The organism is Mesorhizobium sp. B2-5-11, assembly GCF_006440835.1.
GTDB lineage: Bacteria > Pseudomonadota > Alphaproteobacteria > Rhizobiales > Rhizobiaceae > Mesorhizobium.
Genome location: NZ_VFUK01000002.1, coordinates 708,249 through 729,777, shown reverse-complemented (window position 1 = coordinate 729,777; position 21,529 = coordinate 708,249). Strand labels below are relative to the sequence as shown.

The window sequence follows — 21,529 nt, the reverse complement described above, 5'->3', positions numbered from 1 at the left end:
ACTCCGGCTTTGACAATTTCCGCCGACTTGATATCATTTGCATACGAATGAATTTAAGCCGGGCCCGGACGCCGGCAAGTTCCCTCGGAAAGGCCCTTTTTCTGGGAAGGCAAAGCGTGATCCGTTACGCGAAACCCACCACGGTCGACGAGGCGCTCGCCCTGCTTGGCGAAGCTTCGTGGCGCATCCTTGCCGGCGGCACCGACTTCTACCCGGCGCAAGGCAACAAGCCTTTCCGCGACAATGTGCTCGACATCAACGGGCTGGCCGCGCTGCGCGGCATTGCGGAAACGGAAACGCACTGGCAGATCGGGGCGCGCACCAGTTGGACCGATATCGTTCGCCATCCATTGCCGCCGGCCTTCGATGCGCTGAAAGCGGCCGCGCGGGAGGTCGGGTCCGTTCAGATCCAGAATGTCGCCTCGATCGCCGGCAATCTCTGCAACGCTTCGCCGGCCGCGGATGGCGTGCCGGCGCTGCTGGTGCTCGACGCCGAGATAGAACTGCGCTCGGCGCAAGCGGTGCGCCACCTGCCGCTCCGGGAATTCATCCTCGGCAATCGCCGCACGGACCTGCGGCCCGGCGAGATGGTAACCGCCATCCGCGTGCCGAAAGCGGCCGGCGCGGGTATGTCGGCTTTCGTCAAGCTCGGCGCGCGGCGCTATCTCGTCATCTCGATCGCCATGGTGGGGGCACGCCTGGTCGTGCAGGACGGCATCGTCGAGCAAGCGGCGGTCGCCGTCGGTTCCTGCTCGGCTGTTGCAAAGCGGCTCGGCGGGGTCGAGGCGGCCCTGCGCGGACTGGCGGCGGATCATGGGCTGGCCACAGCGGTCCTCGCCGCGCCGATGGAAGAGCTGTCGCCGATCGGCGACGTGCGCGGCAGCGCCGAATACCGGCAGGACGCGGCGCGCGAAATCGTTGTCCGCGCCGTGCTTGCGGCTGCGGGGCCGGTGAATGGTGACAGGACGGCGGCGGCATGAACAAAGCACAGCCTGACATCAGCCAAGGTCGACCCGGCGGAGCCCTTTCCGACAGTGACGCAGGTCAGCCCGGCCTCGCACGCGCCGAGATTACCTTCGCGGTCAATGGCGCCGCCGTCTCGGTCAACGTGCCGCCGCTGCGCCGGCTGTCCTCGGTGCTGCGCGACGAATTGCTGCTGACCGGGACCAAGGTCGGCTGCGACGCCGGCGACTGCGGCGCCTGCACGGTGCTGGTCGATGGCGATCCGGTCTGCGCCTGCCTGATGCCGGCGGCGTCGGCCGCCGGAGCGTCGGTAACGACGGTCGAAGGGCTCGCCAATGGCCGGCTGTCGGCACTACAGGCCTCCTTCCTGGCGCATGGTGCGGCGCAGTGCGGCATCTGCACGCCGGGCCTGCTGGTGGCGGCGACGGCCCTGCTGGACAAGAAAGCCAGGCCGAGCGAGATCGAAGTGCAGGACGCGCTTGGTGGTGTCCTCTGCCGTTGCACCGGGTACCGGAAGATCGTCGCTGCTGTGATGGATGCCTCCGCCCAGGCTGCAAGCCTGGATTTCCGTCTGCCTCGGTCCGGTCACGCCATTGGCTCCTCCCCGATCCGGCTCGATGGCGTGCCGAAGGTGACCGGCGGTGAGAAATTCGGCGGCGATTCGTTCCCAGCCGATGCGTTGGCGGTGCTGGTAATCCGCTCGCCGCACTACCATGCCAGCTTCGCCTTCGGCGACCTCGACGGCTGGGCAAAAGCTCGTCCCGGCATCGCCGGCGTCTTCACGGCGGCCGATATCCCGGGAAAGAACTGTTTCGGCGTCATCGGTCCGTTTGCCGACCAGCCGGCTCTCGCCGAAGGCTTGGCGCGGTTTCGCGGCGAGGCGGTGGCGCTTGTTGCCGGCGAGCGCGAGGCGATGCTCGATCTCGACCTGTCGGATTTCCCGATCCGCTGGACCGAATTGCCACACCTGTTGCAGCCTTGCGAGGCACAGGCCGAAGGAGCGGCGCTGATCCATGCGAACCGTCCGGCCAACCTTCTGACCAAGGGCTTCGTCGAACGCGGCGATCCCGAGACGGCGCTTGCCGATGCCGCTGTCACCGTGACCGGTGCGATCGAGACGTCCTATGTCGAGCATGCCTATATCGAGCCGGAAGCCGGCCATGCCTATATGGATGGCGACACGCTGGTCGTCGTCGCCTGCACGCAGGCGCCCTATATGGACCGCGACGACACGGCGAAGGTGCTGGGCCTGCCCGTCGACAAGGTGCGCATCGTGCCGACCGCGACGGGCGGCGGTTTTGGTTCCAAACTCGACGTGTCCCTGCAACCGCTGATCGGCCTGGTGGCGATGAGGACCGGGCGGCCGGCGGCGCTTGCCTACACGCGCAATGAATCGATGATGTCGACCACCAAGCGCCACCCGGCGCAGATGCAAGCGACCATCGGCGCCGACGCCGAGGGCCATGTCACGGGCATGATTTTCTCAGGCGATTTCAACACCGGGGCGTACGCGAGCTGGGGACCGACCGTCGCCAACCGCGTGCCGGTGCATGCCTCGGGTCCCTATGCCACCCCGAACTACCGCGCCGAAGGCCGCGCCGTGCATACGCATGGGCCGATTTCCGGCGCTTTCCGGGGCTTCGGCGTGCCGCAGGCGACGATCATGCAGGAGACCTTGTACGACGAGCTGGCCGGCAAGCTCGGCATCGACCGGCTCGACTTCCGCTTGAGAAACTGCCTTCGTAACGGATCCGAAACAGTCACCGGACAGAGACTGGAATCGGGCGTCGGCATTGCCGAATGCCTCGATGCCCTGCGGCCGCATTGGGCGCGTGCAGTGGCTGACGCGGATGCCTTCAACAGTGCCAACGTGGATAAAAAGCGCGGCGTCGGCATCGCCTCCTGCTGGTATGGCTGCGGCAACACCTCGCTGCCCAATCCATCGACCATCCGGGTCGGCATCGCGGCTTCAGGCGAGATCATCCTGCACCAGGGCGCGGTCGACATCGGCCAGGGCTCCAACACCGTCATCACGCAAATCTGCGCCGACGCGCTCGGCCTGCCCTTGGAAAGGTTCCGGCTGAAAAACGCCGACACCGCGATCACTCCCGATGCCGGCAAGACCTCGGCCTCGCGCCAGACCTTCGTCACCGGCAAGGCGGCCGAGAAGGCCGGCCGCGCCTTGCGCGAAAAAATCCTGCGCTTTGCCAATGTCTCGGAAAAAGCGTCGCTTCAGCTCGAAGGTCCGGCGATCGTCATCCGTGAGGGCGAGGCGGTCCGCCGTGTCGATCTTGGCACACTCGAAGCGGATATCCACGGCTTCGTCTTCCGCGCCGAGGAGACCTACGACCCGCCGACGCTGCCGCTCGACGCCAAGGGCCAGGGCAAGCCCTATGCGGTCTATGGTTACGGCGCGCAGATCGCCGAGCTCGAGGTCGACCTCAAGCTCGGCACGGTCAAGCTGGTCAAGATCACAGCCGCGCACGATGTCGGCAAGGCGATCAACCCGCTGCTGGTCGAGGGTCAGATCGAGGGCGGCATCGCGCAAGGCATCGGCATGGCGCTGATGGAAGAGTACATTCCCGGCCGCACCGAGAATTTGCACGATTATCTCATTCCGACCATCGGCGACGTGCCGCCGATCGAGACGATATTGATCGAGGTGCCAGACCCGGAAGGGCCATTCGGCGCCAAGGGCCTGGGCGAACATGTGCTGATCCCGACGGCGCCGGCGATCCTCAACGCCATCCGCCATGCGACCGGCATTACGATCACAAAAGTTCCGGCAACGCCGACGCGCATCCGCGCCGCCATCCGCGAGAAGGAGGCATGCCAATGAGCGAGCTTGCCGAACGCTTCGAAACCCATGATCCCGGCGAGAAGCTGGTGGCGGAGAAGATCCGCTGCGATGCCTGCCCTGTGATGTGCTACATATCAGATGGCCGCACCGGCGCTTGCGACCGCTACGGCAATGCCGGCGGCCGGATCGTGCGCATGGACCCGCTGACCATTCTCGATCATACCGCCGAGATCGGCGGCGCTGTCGTGCCCTTCGTCGCCGAGGGCGAGGCCTGGGACGGCGAACTGGTCAACACCGGCCGCCGCTTCGTCACGGCGATCGGGGCAGGAACCACCTATCCCGACTACAAGCCGGCGCCCTTCATCGTCAGCCAGCAGGTCGAGGGCGTCGATCTCGTCACCGTCGTCACGGAGGGCATCTTCTCCTATTGCGGCGTCAAGGTGAAGATCGACACCGACCGTCATATCGGACCCGAAACGGCTGTCGTGCGGTCGCAAGGCGAGGCGATCGGTCATGTCACGACGGGCGAATATGGCTCGCAGATGCTGTCGCTGGGCGGCGTGCATCATCTGACCGGCGGCTCCAAGGCCGAAGGCCGCGCCACCTGCGATGCGCTGCTCGATCTGTGCAACCGCAAGTCGGTGGAACTGACCATCGATGGCGGCGCCACCGTAACAGTCGAAGCCGGCAAACCGCCCGTCATCGACGGCAAGCAGGAGCACCGCATGCGGGTCGGCTGCGGGTCGGCGACCATCGGCATGTTCGCCACCCAATGGCGCGGGCTGGTTGACGAGGTGGTGGTGGTCGACGACCACATAACCGGCGTCGTCTCGGAGCATCAGGCCGGCAAGGTGCTGGGCTGGCAGGACACGGGGATAAAGATCATCGGCCGCCGCTCGACGCCTGGGCGCTATTTCAAGGTCTCCGAGCCCGGCCTCGGCTGGGGCGGCACCAGCATATCCGACCCGCTGTCGATCCTGGGCGAATGGAACGCCAAGAAGGGCGCGCGGCCCGGCCTGTCGCTGCTGATGGTTTCGACCACCGGCGAGCAGTTCGCCTATTACGAACTCGACGACCAGTTGAAGCCAGTCGAAAAGCCATTCCCCGAACGATTGCAGAAATCCGTGGGGCTGATCGAGGATAATTGCGAACCGGCGCTGTGCACCGTGCTGTTCATCGGCGGCGCCGGCGGTTCGCTGCGCGCCGGCGTCACCGAGAATCCCGTCAACCTGACGCGTTCCGTGCAGGGCCTGACCACCTATGTGACGGTCGGCGGCGCGCCGGTCTATGTCTGGCCGGGCGGCGGCATCACGCTGATGGTGGATGTGACGCGCGTGCCGGAAGGCGCCTTCGGTTATGTGCCGACGCCGGCGCTGGTGGCGCCGATCGAATTCACGCTGCGCCGCGACGATTATATCAGGCTCGGCGGCTACGAAGCCGAGATCCGCAGCGTAGAGGATGTCGTCGCCAAGGGCGGCGAGTATCTGAACGCGCGCCGGGGCGACGGTGCGCCGGCCGGCAACCCGTGGCCACCGCTGGCGCAGTTGCGGCGCACGCCCGCGAACGGGGCCGCGTGACGATGAACGGCCCGCAAGCGCATTGGCTCGGGGATGGCAGGCGGCTACACCTCAATCACGGGCCGATCGACCTGATCGTCGAGGCCTTTGGGACACCAGGCGAATGCCGGCGAGCTTATGAGCAGGCCGTGGCGCGATTCCAGACCATCCTGCCGGAACTGGTGGAGGAATTGCCCGAGTTGCGCCGGCCGGCCACGTTGCGCCCGCGCGCCTTCGCCGGCTCGACGGCGCGGCGCATGGAAGCGGCAGTTACCCCATTGGCGGACGACTTCATCACGCCGATGGCAGCCGTCGCCGGTTCGGTAGCCGACGAAATACTTGCCGCACTGATTGCTGGGCGAAAACTCGATCGCGCCTATGTCAACAACGGTGGCGACAGCGCGCTTCATCTCGGTGCCGGCCAGTCGATCACTCTTGCCATTGCCGGCACCGGCCATGGCCTTGCCGACCGCATCGTCATCAGCGCCGAGGACGGCGTGCAAGGCGTTGCCACCAGTGGCTGGCGCGGGCGCTCGTTTTCCCTGGGCATCGCCGACGCCGTCACCGTGCTGGCGAGGACCGGCGCAGAGGCCGATGCCGCGGCGACCCTGATCGCCAATGCCGTCGACTTGGCCAACCATCCCGCTATTCGGCGTGTGCCCGCGCGTGATCTGGCGCCGGACAACGACCTTGGCGACAGGCTGGTGACGCAAGAGGTCGGGCCGCTTTCTGCCAAAGAGATTGCCACGGCGCTGGACAGCGGACTTGCCGTCGCCGAAGATTTCCGCCGCAGGGGACTGATCGCCGCGTCGGCGCTATTCCTCGCCGGCCAGACCCGCATCGAGGGCTCAATGGCGCTTGCCGCGCCCGACAAAAGTCCAGGGAAGGAAGTTGCCCATGCCTGAGTTTCCGATCCGCAAGATCGTGGTGCTGACCGAAGAGATCTTTCATGAGGGCGGGCCGGTGGCCAAGGTGCCGCGCCGCCGTGCCGCCGCCATGGCACTGGTGAAGAACCCGTTCGCCGGGCGCTATGTCGAGGAGTTGCAGAGCGCCATGGACGATCTGAAGCCGCTTGGCCTGCTGCTTGCCGACCGGCTGATCGCGGCATTGGGTGGCGACGTGAAGCAGATCGACGGCTATGGCAAAGGCGCCCTCGTCGGCATCTCGGGCGAACTCGAGCATGGCGCGCTTTGGCATGTGCCGGGCGGCTACGCCATGCGCGAGCGGCTCGGCGACGCCAAGGCGATCGTGCCGTCGGCCAAGAAGGTCGGCGCCTTCGGCTCGCGGCTGGATGTGCCTCTCGGCCACATCAACGCGGCCTATGTGCGCAGCCATTTCGATGCGATGGAAGTCGGCGTCAGCGACGGACCGCGTCCCGACGAGATCCTGTTCTGCCTCGCCATGACCTGCGGTCCGCGCGTGCACAATCGCATGGGCGGCCTGGCCGCCGACGACATCAAGGCATGGGACGGGCTGCGGTGAGCGGCGAGGACAATCTGCTGAAGCTGGTCGAGGTCGAGGAGGCGGACGATCAGGACTACCACCTGCAGGAGCAGGTCGGCTTCATCCTGCGCAAGGCGCATCAGCGCCACGTCTCGATCTTCGCTGCCCATATCGGCGACCTGACGCCACCGCAATTCGCGGCATTGGCCAAGCTGCGCGATGTCGGCGAGACTTCGCAGAACCAGCTCGGCACGCTGATCGCCATGGATGCGGCGACGGTGAAGGGCGTGATCGACCGGCTGAAGGCGCGCGGCCTTGTCGAGCTCTCCAAGCACGAGGGCGACAAGAGGCGGCTGTTGGTCAATTTGACCGCCGAAGGGCGCGAGGCGATCGAACGCCTGATCCCGCTGGCGCGCGAGATTACCGAGGAAACCTTGGCACCGCTCACGGCCAGGGAGATCGCCACCTTCATGAAGCTGCTGGCGAAATTGGCGTAGGCCGGCGACGAGGTCCTTTCCTCTCCCTCCGGAGGGGAACCACCTGGCAACCGCCGCCAACGGATATTGAAAGGGGACCAGGGCGCAAGAATCTTCCTGCACCGCGCCAAGGGTCGACTCCCACTCCGTCGAGCTTCGCTCGACACCTCTCCCCCGATCGACGGGGGAGAGGACGGGCGCCGCTTATCTCCGGCGAAATCTCAGAGGCCGTTGTCCTTCAGCACCTGGGCGGCGTTTTCCTTGGTGATCTTCTGCGTCGGCAAGGTGATGGTCTTTTCGACCTTCTCGCCATTGAGGAACTTGATCGCCTGCCGAAGGCCCTCGGCGCCCGGGGTGACATAGGTGAAGGTCGCCGTCAGCTCGCCCTTGTTCACCATCTGCACGCCTTCGTTGGGCAGGCCGTCGATGCCGATGAACTTGATGTCCTTCTCGCGGCCGACATCCTTGGCGGCAAGATAGGCGCCATAGGCCATCGGGTCGTTGTGGCCGTAGACGAGATCGATCTTCTCGTTGCTCTTCAGCGCGTTGGCCATCAGATTATAGGCCTGGTCCTGCTTCCAGTCGCCCGACTGCTGGTCGAGCAGGTACTTGATGCCCGGCTCCTTGTCGGTGAACTCATGGAAGCCGTCATGGCGGTCATGCGCCGGCTGGGTGCCCATGCCGCCCCAGATCTCGACGACATTGCCCGATGCCTTGCCCTTGCCGCCGAGCAGCTCGACGGCATATTCGCCGGCCGCGCGGCCGATCAGCTTGTTGTCGCCGCCGACGAACTGGGTGTAGTCCTTGGTGTCGACATTGCGGTCGAGCACGAAGACCGGGATCTTGGCGTCGATCGCCTGCTGCACGACGCCGGTTAGGCCGGCCGATTCCTTCGGCGACACCAAGAGCGCATCGACCTCCTGGCGGATCAGGTTCTCGACATCGGCAACCTGCTTCTCGGTCTTGTCCTCGCCGTCGGTGATGATCAGCTCGACCTCGGGGTGCTTGGCGGCCTCGGCCAGTATGTCCTTGTTGAACTGCGCGCGCCAAGGCTCGATGGTCGTCACCTGCGAGAAGCCGATCTTCCACTTCTTGTCCTGGGCCATGGCGTGGCCGGTGGAGAGCAGCGCGGTGGTGGTCAGCAATGCCGCGCCAAGGGCGGCAAGCTTCAGCGTGTCACGTCGTTTCATTTCTTGTTTCCTCCGAGATTGAGAGACCGGGTCTCTTGCGACGGCCGTTTTGCCGCGGCCGTTTCCTTGTGCGCCGCTCCGGGCAGGCGCAGATAGGCTAGGAGATCACCGGCATTGCGCTCCTGCACGAGCACTGTGCCGATGATGATCATCCCCTTCAGCACCAGCTGAAGGTTCGAATTGATGTTGTGGAGCTGCAATATGTTGGACAGCAGCCCGAAGATCAGCACGCCGCAGAATGTCCCCGTGAGGCTGCCGCGCCCACCCATCAGGCTGGTGCCGCCGATGACCACGGCGGCGATGGCGTCGAGCTCCAGGCCGGCGCCGGCATCGGGCTTGCCTTGCCGGTACTGCGCGACATAGAGCACCGCGGCAATGCCGGCGAGCAGGCCCGAAACGGCGTAGGTGACGATCTTGACCCGGCCGGCGGCGATGCCGGAAAGCCTGGCCGCCTCCTCATTGCCGCCGATGGCGTAGACATAGCGGCCGAACGGCGTGAAGCGCAGCACCGCGCCATAGATCAGGATGGCGCCGAGGAAGAACAGGCCGGGCATCGGAATGACGCCGAACACCATCGAGCGCAGCAGCTCGAAATCCTCGGTGGCGTTCGAGCCGGTATAGACCGGCAGCACAGCATTGTTCTGGCCGGCGGTCAGCCGGGCGATGCCCAACGCCGTCACCATCATCGCCAGGGTGACGATGAAGGGCTGCAGCCGCCCGGCAACGATGATGAAGCCGTTGAGCGCACCGAACAGCAGGCCCACGCATGGCGCGACCAGCAGCACGCCGAGGACGCCGAATTTGGGCTCGACCTGCGGCAGCAGGTACCACAGGGAAAGACAGCACAGGACCACGCCGACGATTGCCGGCGTGACCAGGCCGCGGGCGCGGTCCAGCCTTGCGTCGCGCGAGGCATCGGCGCCGGCGCGCGACTTTTCGATATTGAGGAAGATGAAGCGGGTGACGATGAAGCCGAGACAGAGCGCCACCACGGCGACGGTGGGCACGCCAAGCACCACTCCCGGCGTCACGCCCGGAACCGTCAGCAGCATGGCGCAGACCACCGAACAGATGGCCATCAGCGAACCGACGGAAAGATCGATGCCGCCGGTGATGATCACCGCCGTCATGCCGGTGGCGATCAGGCCGGTGGTCGACACCTGGCGCAGCACGTCGAGCAGATTGCCGTAGGACAGGAAGATGTTGTTGCCCTTGGAGCTGACCGGCGAGCCCAGCACGCCGATCAGGAAGATGGCGATGAGGCCCCAATAGAGCTTGGTGCGGGACAGGAGTTTCAAGGCGGTCATGCGGCAGGTCTCGAAATCGTGCGGCGCGGCGCGGCGAGACGCATGATGGCCTCCTCGCTCGCCGCATCGCGGGAAAGGATGCCGGTCTGGCGGCCATCGGCCATCACCAGAATGCGGTCGGAGAGGTGCAGCAGTTCCGGCAATTCGGAGCTGATGACGGCAATGGCCAGCCCGTCGCGCGCAAGCTTGAAGATGAGATCGTAGATCTCGCGCTTGGCGCCGACGTCGATGCCGCGCGTCGGCTCGTCGAGAAGAAGCACGCGCGGCCGTGTCGCCAGCCATTTGCCGATGACGACCTTCTGCTGGTTGCCGCCCGACAGCGTGCCGGCTGGCTGGTCGATGTCCTCGCAGCGTATGCCGAGCGCCCGGACCGCGTGGCGCGCCAGCTCCTGTTCGCCGGCCAGCGAACGGATGCCGAAACGCGCCAGCGATCCGACCAGCGGCAATGCGACGTTGTCTGTAATGGAAGCCTGGAGATGCAGGCCTTGGGTCTTGCGGTCCTCGGTCACCAGCGCAATGCCGAGGCGCCTGGCATCGCGCGGCGAGCGGATCTCGACCGGCGCGCCGTCGAGCCGGATCTCGCCGCCGGTGCGGCCATCGCTCGAGCCGAAGATCGCCTCCAGGATTTCGGTGCGCCCTGAACCCAGCAGCCCGCCAATGCCAAGGATCTCGCCTTCGGCGAGTTCGAGGCTGACTCCGTCGATCACGGTGCGCCAGCCATGGGCGTCGGGTTTCGTCAGCGACAGGTTCTCGACGGAAAGCACGATTTCGCCGCCGGAACGGCGCTCCTCTTCCGAGGAGGCCAGCAGGTCTCGCCCGACCATTGCCGAAATGATGGCGTTCTCGTCGAGCTCGCCCATCGGCCGCGTCAGCACGTGGCGTCCGTCGCGAAACACAGTGACCCTGCCCGCCAGGTGCATGACCTCGTCGATGCGGTGCGAGATGTAGACGATGGCGACGCCGCTGTCGGCAAGCTGGCGGATGATGCGGAACAGCCTCTGGCATTCGGCTGGAGAAAGCGCCGAGGTCGGCTCGTCCATGATCAGGATGCGCGCCGACATCGACAGCGCCTTGGCGATCTCGACCAGTTGCTGTTCGCCGACGCGCAAGGTGCCGACACGGGCTTCCGGGTCGAGCTCGATGCCCAGCCGCTGCAGAAGGGCGCTGGCGGCGCGGCTGCTCGCCTTGCGGTCGACGATCAGCCCGGCGATCAGCTTCTCGCGTCCGAGAAAGATGTTGTCGGCGACGCTGAGTTCGGGAACCAGATTGAGCTCCTGGTGGATGATGGCAATGCCGGCGGCCTCGGCGTCGCGCACGCCGGCAAAATTCGCGGCTACGCCGTCGACGCGAACCGTGCCGTCGTAGCCGGTGTAGACACCGGAAAGGATTTTCATCAGCGTCGACTTGCCGGCGCCGTTCTCGCCCATCAAGGCGTGGACTTCGCCGCGCCGCAGCTCGAAACCGACGTCGACCAAGGCGGCAATGCCGCCGAAGCTCTTGGATACGTGCTCAGCGCTTAGGACGACATCCGAACGATCCGCCGCAACATCCCGACGCGCGATGGAATTTCCGTGCTCCATGACAAAGGCGGCCTCCCTTCCGTCGTCGTCTGACCCTCATGAACGCTATTCTAAACGTTTCGATCCTGTCAAGCTTCTATCTGGTGACGTGAGATTGGCTCATTTCAATTCTTGCGAAAAACCGCGATATTCCGTAGGTATGATGCATAGAGAGGCGGCGAAACGTTTCGAAAATGGCAGGGCCAAGCAAGACAAGGCAGCGAAAATCGACGGCGCCGACCATGCTTCACGTGGCCGAAGCGGCGCGCGTGTCGGTCGCCACGGTTTCGGCGCTGATCAACGGCACGGCGACCGTCAGTCCGGAGCTCAGCCAGCGCATCGAGCAGGCGATCCGCGATATCGGCTACAAGCGCAATGCGATCGCCCGCAGCCTGAAAATGGGCACAACGCGCACCATTGGATTGACTGTCCCGCACATCACCAATCCGTTCTTCACCGATGTCGTGTCAGTCATCCAGCAGGCCTTCGACCGCGCCGGCTATGCGGTCATGCTGTGCTGCACGGACGAGGACCTCAACACCCAGGACGACCAGATCAGGCTGCTGCTCGACCGTATGGTCGACGGGCTGATCGTGGCGCGGGTCGGCGATGGGACGATCCTCAAGCGCATCGTCGACGACGCCAACGTGCCGGTCGTCCTGCTTGACCGCATCTGCGACGGTGTCGACACGGATGCCGTGGTGCTCGACAACCAGCGCGCCGTGTTCGACGCCATCACCTACCTGATACATCTCGGGCACCGGCGCATCGGCTACATCACCGGAACGTCGGATATCTCACCGATGCATGATCGCATGGCCGGATATCGCGAAGCGCTTCAGGCAGCCGGCCTGCCGGTCGCCGAGGAGCTGGTACGTTCCGGCAATTTTCACGAGATCGACGGCTATAACGCGGCCATGCAGCTGTTGTCGCTGCACGACAGGCCGAGCGCGATCTTCTCAGCCAACAATCCGATGGTGATCGGCACCATGAAGGCGATCCGCGATATCGGCCTGTCCTGCCCGGAAGATGTTTCGATCGCCTGTTTCGACGATTTTCCGTGGTCGGACGTGTTTGTCCCGCAACTGACCACGGTGGCGCAGCCGGTGCAGGCGATCGGCGAACAGGCGGCCAATTTGCTGCTCGACCGCCTTGCCGGAAATCGCGACGCGCCGCCGCGCAAGCTGGTGCTCAAGGGCCGGCTGATGATCCGCAATTCATGCCGACCGCTGGGAGCGGTGGCGCAGAGTGTGAGTGCGTAGAGCGGTTCAGTGGTTGAATCGCTATCGGCAAGCGCCGAGCTGGAAATCTCACGCCGCTTGCGACAGCGATTTGTGGGCGTCGGCCAGGATTTCGAAGGACCTCACCCGAGCCGCATGATCGAATATCTGCGCGGTGACCATCAATTCGTCGGCGCCGGTGCGGCGAACGAAGGCGTCGATGCCTTGCCGCACCGTTTCCGGCGAGCCGACGACGGCGCAGGACAGCGCTTGGCCGAGCATGGACTTGGCCATCGGATCGAGATCGCGGTCATAGTTCTCGACCGGTGGCGGCAATTTTCCGGGGCGGCCGGTGCGCAGATTGACGAAAGCCTGCTGCAGCGAGGTGAACAGCAGTCGTGCCTCAGTGTCGGTGGGCGCCGCAAAGACGTTGAGGCCGAGCATGACATAGGGCTTGTCGAGCTGTTCCGACGGCTGGAAGCGGGAGCGGTAGATGTCCAGCGCATGGTCTAGCTCGGCCGGCGCGAAATGCGAAGCGAAGGCGTAGGGCAGGCCGAGCATGGCGGCAAGCTGCGCGCCATACAGGCTGGAGCCGAGGATCCAGACCGGCACGGTCTGGCCTTCACCCGGCACGGCGCGCAGCCGCTGGCCCTCTTCCGCCGGCAGGAAATAGCCCATCAGCTCGACGACGTCCTGCGGAAAATTGTCGGCACCGGCCTCGAGATTGCGGCGCAAGGCGCGCGCCGTGTTCATGTCCGTGCCGGGCGCCCTGCCGAGGCCGAGATCGATGCGGCCGGGGAACAAGGCGGCCAGCGTGCCGAACTGCTCGGCGATGACCAGCGGCGAGTGATTGGGCAACATGATGCCGCCGGCGCCGACGCGAATGGTCTTGGTGCCGCCCGCGACATGGGCAATGACGACCGAGGTGGCGGCACTTGCGATGCCCGGCATGTTATGATGCTCGGCCAGCCAATAGCGCTTGTAGCCCAGCCGCTCGGCATGGCGGGCAAGATCGAGCGAATTGGCCAGCGACTGCGAGGCATCGCTGCCTTCGACGATCGGCGACAGGTCGAGGACGGAAAGGGCTGCCATGTCAGGTCTCCACGAGGTTTATCTCAAGCACCCTGCCTCGAAGGCCGTGCGGTCGGGAATGAGGATGCCAAGCCGCCCCCGAGCGCATCGGCAAATCCGCTGGCCGCGGCCATGCGTTTCTGCTCGGCGGGGCTGCCGCGATGATGGACAGGAAATGCAATCCCGGATCTGTCGACGCCAAATGTTGGCGACGCGCCCAGCCGCGCATCGCGCAAGCCGGCATGGCCGATGCGAGCGAAACAGTCGTCGAGGTCGAAGGAAGCATCGCTCATGGGAAGGGCACCGGCCATTGGACCGGCCGGATATAGGCATTCGAGCCAGGCGCCGCAAACCAGACGCGCGGCTTTATGCCGGAGCCTTACCTTCCTCGGTGGCCTCATCTTCCACCGCCGAGAGATGTTGTGCCGCCAGGAAGTTGCCGACATGGCTCAGACCGTCGAAGTGATCGCAGAACACCTTGATGAGGACCAGCAGCGGCACCGCCATCAGCGCGCCGACAAAGCCCCATAGCCATGACCAGAAGGCAATGGCGATGAAGATCGCCACGGCGTTGATCTCGAGCCGCCGGCCGACAACCATCGGCGTTACGAATTGGCCTTCGACGATGTCGCACAAAAGCAGGAAGGCAGGCGCCAACAACGCATAGGAGATCGTGTCGAAGCTGATCAGCGCGATGATCGTGACCACGATGAGCGTGATCATGGCACCGACATAGGGCAGGAAATTAAGCAGAGCGGCCGTGGCGCCCCAGACGAGCGGGTTGGGCATGCCGAGTGCCCACAGACCAAGGCCAATGATCGTGCCGAGGCCGATATTGATGATGGTGACGGTGAGCAGATAGTGCGAGATTTCCCGTTCCACGTCGTAAACGACCCGCAGCGCCCGCTTCTTCTCGGTAAGGCTGGCGAAGGACTGGATGATCTTTTCATAGAACATCGTGCCTGAAGCGAGCAGGAACAGCGACAGCACGAAGATGATGGTCAGGCTTGTTCCCGCCGAAAGAATGTTCGAGGCCGCCGACGACAGGAAGCCAGACTGGGCTACCGCGACTTTCTGTATGCCCGGCTCCTGCGACGTCTCGGTGAGGCCTTCGATCTGATGTGTAACCTCCATGATCCTCTCGAGCGGAGGCCGCAAATGCGCCAGCCGCTCGGTCAGCCGCTGGCCGATCGACGAGGTGTTGTTGATGAGATCGATCACCGGGCCGCTCAGCAGGTAGCCGGCGCTGGCGAAGAGGCAGAGGGACAGAAGCACCAGAAGCGTCGCCGAAATCACCTCGGGGATGCCGCGCTTGCGCAGAAGCCTGACGATCGGCGTCAGCGTCAATGCCAGCAGAAAAGCCAGTATGACCGGCATGAAGAAGGCACGGGCGAAATAGAGCGCATAGATGGCCATGAAAATGAAGATGCCGACGAGCAGCGAGCGTATCATATGGGTGTCGGCGCGGGCGGCGATGCGCGCCTCTTCTGCTTCGGAAACGCCCGCGACCGAAGCGGTGGGGTCAGCTTTCATCACGGTCCCTCGGCGGCGCACCGCAATTGGCGCAACCGCTGAGAAAACGCCCCTGCCGGTCCAAAGTTCCGTTAGCCGGCGTTGACGGCGAGCCCACGAGGCCCGCCGTCGCGGTTACTGTTCCCGCGCAATTTTTCGCGGAAGTGCAATACTACGCGGCAGGCGCCGGGGCCGGGACGGCGTCAGCCGTTTCCTTGCGCACGATCGGCGCCACCCTGGTGCCGTAGAGTTCAATCGCCTTCATGACCTTGGCATGCGGCATGATGCCGATCGCCATCTGCAGCAAAAAGCGGTCATTGCCGAAGATCTTGTGCTGGGCGACGATCTTCTCGGCCACCTGCTCGGGATTGCCGACGAACAAGGCGCCGCCCGGGCCGCGTGACTGGTCGAAATGCGCCCGCGAGGTCGGACCCCAGCCGCGCTCGCGGCCGATGCGGTTCATCACCTCGGCCTGTGGGCCATAGAAATCGTCGGCCGCCTTCTCGGTCGTGTCGGCGATGAAGCCGTGGACGTTGATGCTGGTGGCAAGACCCTTCGGATCGGCGCCCGCGCGCCTGGCGGCCTCGCGATAGAGGTCAAACAGCGGCGCGAACCGCGCCGGCTCGCCGCCGATGATGGCGAGCGCCAGCGGCAGGCCGAGCGCGCCCGCGCGGGCGGCGGACTGCGGCGTGCCGCCGATGGCGATCCAGATCGGCAGTTTTTCCTGCAAGGGGCGTGGGTAGACGCCGCGATCGTTGATCGGCGCGCGCAGATTGCCGGACCAGGTGATCTTCACCTGATCGCGGATGGCGAGCAGCAGGTCGAGCTTTTCGGCGAACAGCTCGTCATAATCCTCAAGATTGTAGCCGAACAGCGGAAAGGATTCGATGAACGAGCCGCGCCCGGCCATGATCTCGGCCCGGCCGCCGGAAAGAAGGTCGAGCGTGGCGAATTGCTGGAAGACGCGGACCGGATCGTCCGAAGACAGGACAGTGACGGCGCTGGTCAGTTTTATGCGTTTGGTTTGCTCGGCCGCCGCGGCCAGAGCCACGACAGGCGCGGACGCGGCATAGTCCGGCCGGTGATGCTCGCCAAGGCCGAAAACGTCAAGGCCGACCTGATCGGCCAGTTCGATCTCCTCGATCAGGTTGCGCAGCCGCTCGTGCGGGCCGATTGCGCCGGGGCCCGGCTGCGGGCTGACGTCGGCGAAAGTGTAGAGACCGAGTTCCATCTGGTGTCATCCTGGCGTTTGATTTTCGCGCTAGAGGTAGCGATCAGCCCGTATCACCACCAGAGGGTCTGACTGCGAACAGTGCGTGTCCGTTTCGGCCGCGAAGGCGTCTCCCGGCTGCAACAGCACGGAATTTCATGGCTGGCATACCGTTTTGGCGCTTGAACTCCCGGTTTTCGCGCGTATGTAAGCGTCGCGAATTGACTTCAGGGAAGTGGACTTGGCTATCTACAGGGAAAAAGACATTTTCGAGCGGCGCAACGCCGCGAACGAGGCAAAGAAGGCGCTTCTGGAGCGCTTCAAGTCGAAGCCGGCGGCGGACGATCCCGCGGTGCTGGCGCGACAGGCCGAACGCAAGGCTATCCTTGCGGCGCGTGAGATACGCGAGGCCGAGAAGGCGAGGCTGAAGCAGGAAAGGCTGGCACGCGAGGCAATCGAGAAGGCCGAGCGCGAGGCCGCAGCCGAAGCCGCACGGGTCGCGGCCGAAGAGGCGGCGCAGGCGGAAGCCAGGATTCGGGAAGCCGAAGAGGCCGAGCGCATCGCGCGTCTGCTGGCCGACGAGGCCGAGCGCAAGGCGAAGCGCGACGCGCGCTATGCGGCGCGCAAGGCGCGCACCGGCAGGACACCGCCAGGCTTTACCGGCCGCTAGCCTCAGACCGCCGGAGCAACCTGCTTCGAGGATCAGGGTCGCTGCGAAGCGGCCCTGCATGCGTTTGTCCGCGCGCCAATTCGTGCGATTGCCGACGCCGTTCGTGATGCGACTTTCGCAAAATTGCTCTGTTTGCTTCGACGCAATTTCGGATGGAAAACCGCTTCGCTTCCTGGATTGCTTTATGCCGCGAATTTCAGCCCCATAATGCCGCAGACGATGAGCGCGATGCAGGCGAGCCTGATGACGGTCGCCGGCTCGCCGAGCAGCCAGATACCGAGCAGCGCCGTGCCGACCGTGCCGATGCCGGTCCACACCGCATAGGCGGTGCCGACGGGCAGCGCTTTCAGCGCCAGTCCAAGCAGCGAGAGACTGACGATCATCGAGGCGACCGTGAGCACGGTCGGGACGAGCCGGGTGAATCCGTCGGTGTATTTGAGGCCGATTGCCCAGCCGATCTCGAACAGGCCGGCGAAAAACAGAAAAATCCATGACATGGGGAACGCTCCATCCAAGCATCGCACCAATGTCCGTTTCAAGACGATGCAATGCGCGATCGACCGAGCACCGCGGCAGCCGATGCCCTATCAGACAGTGGGCGGGTCGTCCCGACCGGATTTCAGGAGATGTGGGGTCGTCCCCGCACCAGATATAGGGTGTCTTAACGCCCGATCAACAAACTGCCGGCGGTGTTCCGAACGCCGCCGGCGAACTCCATCCGAGGCACGCGACTATTTTTCCTTGAGCCTCGTTGCCTTGACCGGCGGCGCCTTGAGCGTGGGAGCAGCGGCCGGCTTCTTGGCGTCCTTCTTTGGCTTGCGGGCCTCCTTGCCTGCCTTCATCGCACCTTTTGCCATGATTCGTTCCTCCAGTTGCGGGAAGTGAAGTGAAACAAGAGAAATGCCTCTAGGCAAGGGCCGTTCGCGGTCACGGCCGCGAAAACCGGCAACCTGTTTCGGCGGCCTTATGAATCCGAACCGGCGCGCAGCGACTTGAACGGACGGGGTGTTGGTGCGTCGCGATGGCCGCGGAATTTCGGCGGGCCCGCAGCATGATCTCAAGGAAATCGGCTCCCACTTTTCCTGCAATTGCTCTAGACTTCGCGTGTCGGACAGGACGACAGGGAAGCAATGGCGGGGCATGGCGGCTCTCGAACGGTCATCTACGCGGCGCTCGCCGGCAATCTCGCGATCGCGCTGACCAAATTCGTCGCAGCCTTCTTCACCGGCAGTTCGGCGATGTTTTCGGAAGGCGTGCATTCGCTGGTCGATACCGGCAATGGCAGCCTGCTGCTTTATGGCATGCATCGCGCCGCACGCCCGGCCACCCGCGCGCATCCGCTCGGCCATGGCCGCGAGCTCTACTTCTGGAGCTTCATCGTGGCGCTTCTCGTCTTCGCGCTCGGCGCCGGCGTATCGTTCTACGAAGGCGTGACGCACATCATTGCGCCCGAACCGGCCGCCAATGTCAGGGTCAACTACATCGTGCTCGGCCTGTCGTTTCTGTTCGAGGGCAGCTCATGGCTGGTGGCGCTGAGGGAATTCCGCCGGCAGAAGGGCCAGCAGGGCTGGCTGCAGGCCGTGCAATCGAGCAAGGATCCAAGCGTCTACACAGTGCTGTTCGAGGACAGTGCCGCGCTTCTCGGCCTGATCGTCGCCTTTGCCGGCATATTGGCGGCGGAGATTTTCGAGATGCCGGAACTGGACGGCGCCGCCTCGATCGGCATTGCGCTGATCCTGGGTGCGACCGCGGCCTTCCTGGCGCGCGAGAGCAAGGGGCTGCTCATCGGCGAGCCTGCTTCGCCCGCGGTGCAGAAAGAAGTGCTGGCGATCGCGCAGCAGGATCCGGCGGTGCAGCGGGCGAACGGCGTCCTGACGGTCCACCTGGGGCCGGAAGAAATCGTTGCCGGCCTGAGCATCGAATTCGAGGACCATCTGTCGGCGCCGGAAATCGAAGCCTGCGTCGAGCGCCTCGAAGCGCGGCTAAGGAAGGAAATGCCCGAGATCACCCGGCTGTTCGTCAAGCCGCAGACGACAGGCACCTGGGAACAGCGGCGCAAGCTGATCGAATCGGCATCCGAGTAGAGTTTTGAGCAGGTCTCGAAAGCACATTTCACTCCTCGGGATTATGTCTTGGACCAGCGTCGCGTCGTTGCCTTGCGACGCTGCGCCGCTAAAATCAGCCGATCGAGTTTTGGAGGACTGATTATGAAGATCGACGGCGGCTGTCATTGTGGTGCCATCACCTATGAGGCGGAGGTCGAACCGGAAAAGACCTCGATCTGCCATTGTACCGATTGCCAACAGTTGACCGGTACGGCCTTTCGCGTCACCGTTCCGGCGCCTGAAGATCACTACCGGATCACAAAGGGTACACCGAAGGTCTACATCAAGACCGTGGCAAGCGGCGCCAAGCGCGTCCAGGCCTTTTGCGCCGACTGCGGTTCGCACCTTTACGCCACGTCGGTCGGAGATGGCCCAAAGGTCTACGGCATTCGAGTGGGAACCGCGCGGCAACGCCAGGATTTGATTCCGACACTGCAAAAATGGCACCGCTCGGCGCTTCACTGGCTACCTGAATTTCACGGCATGACCACAGTGGAGGAGCAGTAGCGCCGTCCGGTGCGGCGCCTCATTCGTCGCCTTCGACGACCCTCAGCCTGAGCTGGCCGGTCTTTGAATCGGCAACGCGTGGGGAATCGACAACGCGCGGGCCGGGTTCCGGCTTCGCAGGGGCTGGTGACGCCATGTCAGGGTCGGCATCGCCTCCGGGCTGCGCCCCAAACTCCAGAGCTTCGATCTTCTGGCCGCGTTTGGTCACCTTCGACGTCGAGACGAGGATGTCGTCTATATCCTTGGCCGACTGGGCAAAATGGCCCTGCAATTTGCGCACCCGCTCGTCGACGCGCGAAACATCCTCCATCAGCCGGATCACCTCGCCCTGGATCAGGTGTGCCTGCTCGCGCATACGGGCATCCTTCAGGATCGCCTGGATGACCTGGATCGACAGCATCAGGAGCGACGGCGAGACGATGACGACGCGGGCGCGGTGCGCCTTCTGCACCACCGCCTCGAAATTTTCGTGGATCTCGGCAAACACCGATTCCGACGGCACGAACATGAAGGCGGTATCCTGCGTCTCGCCCTGGATCAGATATTTATCCGCGATATCGCGGACATGCACCTCGATGTCGCGGCGGAAGGCCTGCGACGCGACCTTCTGCTGTTCGGCGCCTTCGGCGGCGCGGATGGCGTTCCAGGCTTCCAGCGGAAACTTGGCGTCGACGGCAAGCGCCGGCGCGCCGTTGGGCATCTTCACCAGGCAATCGGGACGGCTGCCGTTGGACAAGGTCGCCTGGAACTCGTAGGCGCCGTGCGGCAGACCGTCGGCGACGATCGCTTCCATGCGCGACTGGCCGAAGGCGCCGCGCGTCTGCTTGTTGGAGAGGATCGCCTGCAATTGCACGACCTGGCCGGCGAGCGACTGGATGTTGCCTTGCGCGGTGTCGATGACGGCCAGCCGCTCCTGCAATTTGGCCAAGCTCTCATGAGTGGATTTGGTTTGCTCGGTCATGGTCTGGCCGAGGCGGCCGGTCATGGCATCGAGGCGCTGGCCGATCGATTGCGTCAGTTCCGCCTGCCGCGCGCCGAAGACTTCCGCGATGGCGCCCATGCGGCCCTGCATCTCGGCTTGGCTTTGCAATATGCCGGCCATCCGCGCCTCGGCGTCGCGGGCATGGTCGGCGGCTTCGGCAGCGGCCACGGCGCGCGCCTTGGCCGAGCGCCACAGCGCGACGACAAGCGCCACGAACAGGCCAAGAAACACAAAGGCCCCGAACGCCAGCGCATGGCCGAGCGTGATCGTGGTCGCGCCAAGCCGGGCGACAGGTTCCGAAAGGATGGATGTCAGGTCGTTCATGCACACAGCATAGACGATTCGGCCGGCCAGCACAGATCAAAACGTGAACGATCCCCCGGCGTACCGGTTGACGCCCTTTATTCAAGGTCTTAGGTGAGACGCCATGCCGATCAAGCCGCTCATCATCCTTCCCGACCCCATCCTGCGCCAGGTTTCCAAGCCGGTGGAGCGCGTCGACGCGCCCTTGCGCAAACTGGCCGACGACATGCTGGCGACCATGTATGACGCGCCCGGCATCGGGCTGGCCGCGATCCAGATCGGCGAGCCGCTGCGCATGCTGGTGATCGACCTCGCCAAGGAGGACGAGACGCCGGCGCCGCATGTCTTCATCAATCCCGAAATCCTGGAAAGCGCCGACCAGCGCTCCGTCTACGAGGAAGGTTGCCTGTCGATTCCCGACTATTATGCCGAGGTCGAACGCCCGGCTTCCGTGCGGGTCAAGTATCTCGACCGCGATGGCAAGCTGCAGGAAATGGAGGCCGAGGGGCTGATGGCAACCTGCCTGCAGCATGAGATCGATCATCTCAACGGCGTGCTGTTCATCGACCACATTTCGAAGCTGAAGCGCGACATGGTGGTGAAGAAGTTCAAGAAGCTGGCCAAGGACAAGGCTCCGGGCAAGCTGGTGGGATAG

At 64.5% G+C, this 21,529-nt stretch carries 21 protein-coding genes; 11 read left to right on the top strand and 10 right to left on the bottom strand.

Translation table 11 applies throughout. From position 1 onward, the window contains the following. Positions 1–116: 116 nt before the first annotated feature. Genes FJ490_RS10830 through FJ490_RS10805 form a run of 6 tightly spaced genes read left to right on the top strand, consistent with a single transcriptional unit; the run spans position 117 to position 7,259 of the window. Positions 117–980, top strand: a complete 864-nt coding sequence (locus FJ490_RS10830; protein ID WP_140554622.1) for a xanthine dehydrogenase family protein subunit M — start codon at positions 117–119, stop codon at positions 978–980. Beyond that, on the top strand, positions 977–3,802 hold the full coding sequence (locus tag FJ490_RS10825) for a molybdopterin-dependent oxidoreductase (protein ID WP_140729561.1): 2,826 nt from the start codon (positions 977–979) through the stop codon (positions 3,800–3,802). The genes FJ490_RS10830 and FJ490_RS10825 overlap by 4 nt, the downstream gene beginning before the upstream one ends. Then, complete coding sequence (locus FJ490_RS10820; RefSeq protein ID WP_140729560.1) at positions 3,799–5,340, top strand: 6-hydroxynicotinate reductase; 1,542 nt, start codon at positions 3,799–3,801, stop codon at positions 5,338–5,340. Before FJ490_RS10825 ends, FJ490_RS10820 begins: the two co-directional genes overlap by 4 nt. A gap of 2 nt (positions 5,341–5,342) precedes the next feature. Next, positions 5,343–6,224: a UPF0280 family protein gene (locus FJ490_RS10815; RefSeq protein WP_140628833.1), complete on the top strand. Its 882-nt coding sequence runs from the start codon at positions 5,343–5,345 to the stop codon at positions 6,222–6,224. Beyond that, positions 6,217–6,801, top strand: coding sequence for an amino acid synthesis family protein (locus FJ490_RS10810; protein ID WP_140554625.1), 585 nt, complete (start codon positions 6,217–6,219; stop codon positions 6,799–6,801). The genes FJ490_RS10815 and FJ490_RS10810 overlap by 8 nt, the downstream gene beginning before the upstream one ends. Next, positions 6,798–7,259 carry a MarR family transcriptional regulator gene (locus FJ490_RS10805; protein ID WP_140493433.1) on the top strand — a complete coding sequence of 154 codons (462 nt, stop codon included), beginning with the start codon at positions 6,798–6,800 and terminating at the stop codon, positions 7,257–7,259. Before FJ490_RS10810 ends, FJ490_RS10805 begins: the two co-directional genes overlap by 4 nt. A gap of 200 nt (positions 7,260–7,459) precedes the next feature. Here FJ490_RS10805 and FJ490_RS10800 read toward each other — a convergent pair whose 3' ends face one another. From FJ490_RS10800 to FJ490_RS10790, 3 genes are read right to left on the bottom strand one after another with little or no spacing between them, the layout of a single operon-like run. Beyond that, the gene (locus FJ490_RS10800; RefSeq protein ID WP_140491405.1) at positions 7,460–8,428 is read right to left on the bottom strand and encodes a substrate-binding domain-containing protein; all 969 of its coding nucleotides are present in this window, start codon (positions 8,426–8,428) and stop codon (positions 7,460–7,462) included. Further along, positions 8,425–9,735: an ABC transporter permease gene (locus FJ490_RS10795; protein WP_140554626.1), complete on the bottom strand. Its 1,311-nt coding sequence runs from the start codon at positions 9,733–9,735 to the stop codon at positions 8,425–8,427. The genes FJ490_RS10800 and FJ490_RS10795 overlap by 4 nt, the downstream gene beginning before the upstream one ends. Then, positions 9,732–11,315 carry a sugar ABC transporter ATP-binding protein gene (locus tag FJ490_RS10790; RefSeq protein ID WP_140655302.1) on the bottom strand — a complete coding sequence of 528 codons (1,584 nt, stop codon included), beginning with the start codon at positions 11,313–11,315 and terminating at the stop codon, positions 9,732–9,734. The genes FJ490_RS10795 and FJ490_RS10790 overlap by 4 nt, the downstream gene beginning before the upstream one ends. Before the next feature lie 221 nt (positions 11,316–11,536). Between FJ490_RS10790 and FJ490_RS10785 the strand changes: the two genes are divergently transcribed. Beyond that, positions 11,537–12,556 carry a LacI family DNA-binding transcriptional regulator gene (locus FJ490_RS10785; RefSeq protein WP_140491411.1) on the top strand — a complete coding sequence of 340 codons (1,020 nt, stop codon included), beginning with the start codon at positions 11,537–11,539 and terminating at the stop codon, positions 12,554–12,556. A gap of 48 nt (positions 12,557–12,604) precedes the next feature. On the opposite strand, the gene FJ490_RS10780 is transcribed toward FJ490_RS10785, so the two are convergent. The 4 genes from FJ490_RS10780 to FJ490_RS10765 form a co-directional block, all read right to left on the bottom strand. Further along, on the bottom strand, positions 12,605–13,606 hold the full coding sequence (locus FJ490_RS10780; RefSeq protein ID WP_140524214.1) for an LLM class flavin-dependent oxidoreductase: 1,002 nt from the start codon (positions 13,604–13,606) through the stop codon (positions 12,605–12,607). 23 nt (positions 13,607–13,629) lie between these two features. Further along, positions 13,630–13,878: a hypothetical protein gene (locus FJ490_RS10775; protein ID WP_140655300.1), complete on the bottom strand. Its 249-nt coding sequence runs from the start codon at positions 13,876–13,878 to the stop codon at positions 13,630–13,632. A 73-nt stretch (positions 13,879–13,951) separates the two neighbouring features. Then, a complete protein-coding gene (locus tag FJ490_RS10770; protein ID WP_140514329.1) occupies positions 13,952–15,118 on the bottom strand; it encodes an AI-2E family transporter in 1,167 nt (388 codons plus the stop codon). Between the two features lie 151 nt (positions 15,119–15,269). After that, on the bottom strand, positions 15,270–16,328 hold the full coding sequence (locus tag FJ490_RS10765; RefSeq protein ID WP_140491419.1) for an LLM class flavin-dependent oxidoreductase: 1,059 nt from the start codon (positions 16,326–16,328) through the stop codon (positions 15,270–15,272). A gap of 220 nt (positions 16,329–16,548) precedes the next feature. On the opposite strand from FJ490_RS10765, the gene FJ490_RS10760 reads away from it, so the two are divergent. After that, the gene (locus FJ490_RS10760) at positions 16,549–16,977 is read left to right on the top strand and encodes a DUF6481 family protein (RefSeq protein ID WP_140491421.1); all 429 of its coding nucleotides are present in this window, start codon (positions 16,549–16,551) and stop codon (positions 16,975–16,977) included. A 182-nt stretch (positions 16,978–17,159) separates the two neighbouring features. Here the strand turns inward: FJ490_RS10760 and sugE are convergent, their stop codons facing one another. Both sugE and FJ490_RS33515 read right to left on the bottom strand, forming a co-directional pair. Next, entirely contained in the window at positions 17,160–17,474 is a 315-nt protein-coding gene (gene sugE / locus FJ490_RS10755) for a quaternary ammonium compound efflux SMR transporter SugE (protein ID WP_140524218.1), read from the bottom strand. A 234-nt stretch (positions 17,475–17,708) separates the two neighbouring features. Continuing rightward, the gene (locus FJ490_RS33515; protein WP_140491427.1) at positions 17,709–17,834 is read right to left on the bottom strand and encodes a hypothetical protein; all 126 of its coding nucleotides are present in this window, start codon (positions 17,832–17,834) and stop codon (positions 17,709–17,711) included. Between the two features lie 273 nt (positions 17,835–18,107). On the opposite strand from FJ490_RS33515, the gene FJ490_RS10745 reads away from it, so the two are divergent. Next, positions 18,108–19,061 carry a cation diffusion facilitator family transporter gene (locus FJ490_RS10745; RefSeq protein WP_140524219.1) on the top strand — a complete coding sequence of 318 codons (954 nt, stop codon included), beginning with the start codon at positions 18,108–18,110 and terminating at the stop codon, positions 19,059–19,061. Positions 19,062–19,184: 123 nt separating this feature from the next. Beyond that, entirely contained in the window at positions 19,185–19,589 is a 405-nt protein-coding gene (locus FJ490_RS10740) for a GFA family protein (RefSeq protein WP_140491431.1), read from the top strand. 19 nt (positions 19,590–19,608) lie between these two features. Here the strand turns inward: FJ490_RS10740 and FJ490_RS10735 are convergent, their stop codons facing one another. Then, positions 19,609–20,895 (bottom strand): DNA recombination protein RmuC, encoded by a 1,287-nt coding sequence (locus FJ490_RS10735; RefSeq protein ID WP_140491433.1) that lies wholly within the window; start codon positions 20,893–20,895, stop codon positions 19,609–19,611. Between the two features lie 103 nt (positions 20,896–20,998). Between FJ490_RS10735 and def the strand changes: the two genes are divergently transcribed. Continuing rightward, entirely contained in the window at positions 20,999–21,529 is a 531-nt protein-coding gene (gene def, locus FJ490_RS10730; protein WP_056573548.1) for a peptide deformylase, read from the top strand.

Excerpts from the sequence above, each read along its gene's own strand:
- FJ490_RS10770 (WP_140514329.1), bottom strand. The coding sequence starts at position 15,118 with ATGAAAGCTGACCCCACCGCTTCGGTCGCGGGCGTTTCCGAAGCAGAA.
- FJ490_RS10740 (WP_140491431.1), top strand. The coding sequence starts at position 19,185 with ATGAAGATCGACGGCGGCTGTCATTGTGGTGCCATCACCTATGAGGCG.
- FJ490_RS10765 (WP_140491419.1), bottom strand. The coding sequence starts at position 16,328 with ATGGAACTCGGTCTCTACACTTTCGCCGACGTCAGCCCGCAGCCGGGC.
- FJ490_RS10775 (WP_140655300.1), bottom strand. The coding sequence starts at position 13,878 with ATGAGCGATGCTTCCTTCGACCTCGACGACTGTTTCGCTCGCATCGGC.
- FJ490_RS10745 (WP_140524219.1), top strand. The coding sequence starts at position 18,108 with ATGGCGGGGCATGGCGGCTCTCGAACGGTCATCTACGCGGCGCTCGCC.
- FJ490_RS10810 (WP_140554625.1), top strand. The coding sequence starts at position 6,217 with ATGCCTGAGTTTCCGATCCGCAAGATCGTGGTGCTGACCGAAGAGATC.
- FJ490_RS10785 (WP_140491411.1), top strand. The coding sequence starts at position 11,537 with ATGCTTCACGTGGCCGAAGCGGCGCGCGTGTCGGTCGCCACGGTTTCG.
- def (WP_056573548.1), top strand. The coding sequence starts at position 20,999 with ATGCCGATCAAGCCGCTCATCATCCTTCCCGACCCCATCCTGCGCCAG.
- FJ490_RS10800 (WP_140491405.1), bottom strand. The coding sequence starts at position 8,428 with ATGAAACGACGTGACACGCTGAAGCTTGCCGCCCTTGGCGCGGCATTG.
- FJ490_RS10780 (WP_140524214.1), bottom strand. The coding sequence starts at position 13,606 with ATGGCAGCCCTTTCCGTCCTCGACCTGTCGCCGATCGTCGAAGGCAGC.
- FJ490_RS10825 (WP_140729561.1), top strand. The coding sequence starts at position 977 with ATGAACAAAGCACAGCCTGACATCAGCCAAGGTCGACCCGGCGGAGCC.
- FJ490_RS10815 (WP_140628833.1), top strand. The coding sequence starts at position 5,343 with ATGAACGGCCCGCAAGCGCATTGGCTCGGGGATGGCAGGCGGCTACAC.
- FJ490_RS33515 (WP_140491427.1), bottom strand. The coding sequence starts at position 17,834 with ATGGCAAAAGGTGCGATGAAGGCAGGCAAGGAGGCCCGCAAGCCAAAG.
- sugE (WP_140524218.1), bottom strand. The coding sequence starts at position 17,474 with ATGTCATGGATTTTTCTGTTTTTCGCCGGCCTGTTCGAGATCGGCTGG.
- FJ490_RS10795 (WP_140554626.1), bottom strand. The coding sequence starts at position 9,735 with ATGACCGCCTTGAAACTCCTGTCCCGCACCAAGCTCTATTGGGGCCTC.
- FJ490_RS10735 (WP_140491433.1), bottom strand. The coding sequence starts at position 20,895 with ATGAACGACCTGACATCCATCCTTTCGGAACCTGTCGCCCGGCTTGGC.
- FJ490_RS10790 (WP_140655302.1), bottom strand. The coding sequence starts at position 11,315 with ATGGAGCACGGAAATTCCATCGCGCGTCGGGATGTTGCGGCGGATCGT.
- FJ490_RS10820 (WP_140729560.1), top strand. The coding sequence starts at position 3,799 with ATGAGCGAGCTTGCCGAACGCTTCGAAACCCATGATCCCGGCGAGAAG.